We start from the raw sequence: 1,418 nt of genomic DNA, 5'->3' as shown, positions 1-1,418 counted from the left end.
CGGTCCGTGATGGCGTGTCTTCTTGATCGGTCGTTTCGTTGACCGTGTGTGCTGAGTGAGGAGTTGGCTGCGGTCCGGTGTGATCTGGAGGACTTCGCGGCGGAGATGTTCGAGCCGTTCGCGCGGGCGGATCAGCGGCGGTGGGGCGGGGTCTATCTGCGGGGCCTGCTGCTGGATGGCGGGCGCAAGTCGGTGGAGCCGATGGCCGCCCGCCTGGGCGAAGACGGGAACCGGCAGGCCCTGGCCCACTTCGTCACTTCCAGCCCCTGGGATGCGGCGCATGTGCGGGCCCGTCTGGCCTGGCGCATGCAGCCGGTCGTCAAGCCCACCGCGTTGATCATCGATGACACAGGATTCCTCAAGGACGGGGATGCGTCGGCGTGCGTGACCCGGCAGTACACGGGCACCGCGGGCAAGGTCACCAACTGCCAGGCCGGAGTCTCGCTGCACCTGGCTTCCAACGGCGCCTCCGCGGCCGTGAACTGGCGTCTGTTCCTGCCCGGGAGCTGGGATCCCGCCTCGCCCAAGGCCGACCGGGCCAAGGTAGCCCGCCGTGACAAGTGCGCCATCCCCGCCCAGGTGGGCCATGTCGAGAAGTGGCAGCTGGCCCTCGACATGATCGACGAAACGCGGTCCTGGGGCATCGAGGTGCCCCAGGTCATCGCCGACGGCGGCTACGGGGACACCGCAGCCTTCCGGCTCGGCCTGGAAGAACGCAGCCTTGAGTACGTGGTGGGCATCTCGACCACGACCACCGCGCAACCTGAAGACGCACAGCCCTGCACCCCGGCCTACTCCGGCCGCGGCCCACGGCCGGTTCCTGCCTACCCCGAGGCGGCCCAGCGGGTGAAGAGCCTGGTCGTCGCGGCCGGTAAGAACACCGCTCGGCCGGTGCAGTGGAGGGAGGGATCGCGGCCGGGCAGCGGCCGCAGCGGGTACAAGCGCATGTACTCGCGCTTCGTGGCCCTGCGGGTTCGGCCCGCCGGACGTGAGATCCGCAAGGCCACGGCCGGCACCGAGCTTCCGGTCCGCTGGCTGCTGGCCGAATGGCCCGCCGACCAGGACGAGCCCGTGCAGTTCTGGCTCTCCAACCTGCCCGAGACCACGCCGTTGCCCGTCCTCGTGCGCACCGCGAAGCTCCGCTGGCGCATCGAGAACGACTACCGCGAGATGAAACAGACCCTGGGCCTGGCCCACTTCGAAGGCCGAACCTGGCCAGGCTGGCACCACCACGTCACCCTCGTCTCGGTCGCCCACGCCTTCTGCACCCTTCAGCGACTGACCCGATCCCCAAAAGAGACGGCGTCGGCCTGAGCCTCTACCGAGTCCTCCGCGAGCTGCAGATACTCATCGCGACCTGGACCGGCGCCTGCCCCACCTGTCACCGCGACATGCCAGACCCCGCACCAACATGACCA

1 protein-coding gene is annotated in these 1,418 nt (G+C 69.2%); it reads left to right on the top strand.

Going from position 1 to position 1,418, the window contains the following annotated elements; all coding sequences use genetic code 11:
* Positions 1-48: 48 nt before the first annotated feature.
* Complete coding sequence (locus ACFYY6_RS38310; RefSeq protein WP_389197777.1) at positions 49-1,314, top strand: IS701 family transposase; 1,266 nt, start codon at positions 49-51, stop codon at positions 1,312-1,314.
* Positions 1,315-1,418: the final 104 nt, after the last annotated feature.

It is taken from the genome of Streptomyces sp. NPDC001750 (genome assembly GCF_042892615.1).
Classification (GTDB): Bacteria; Actinomycetota; Actinomycetes; order Streptomycetales; family Streptomycetaceae; genus Streptomyces.
The sequence above is the reverse complement of the archived record's forward strand: the minus strand, read 5'-3'. Positions and strand labels throughout refer to the sequence as shown.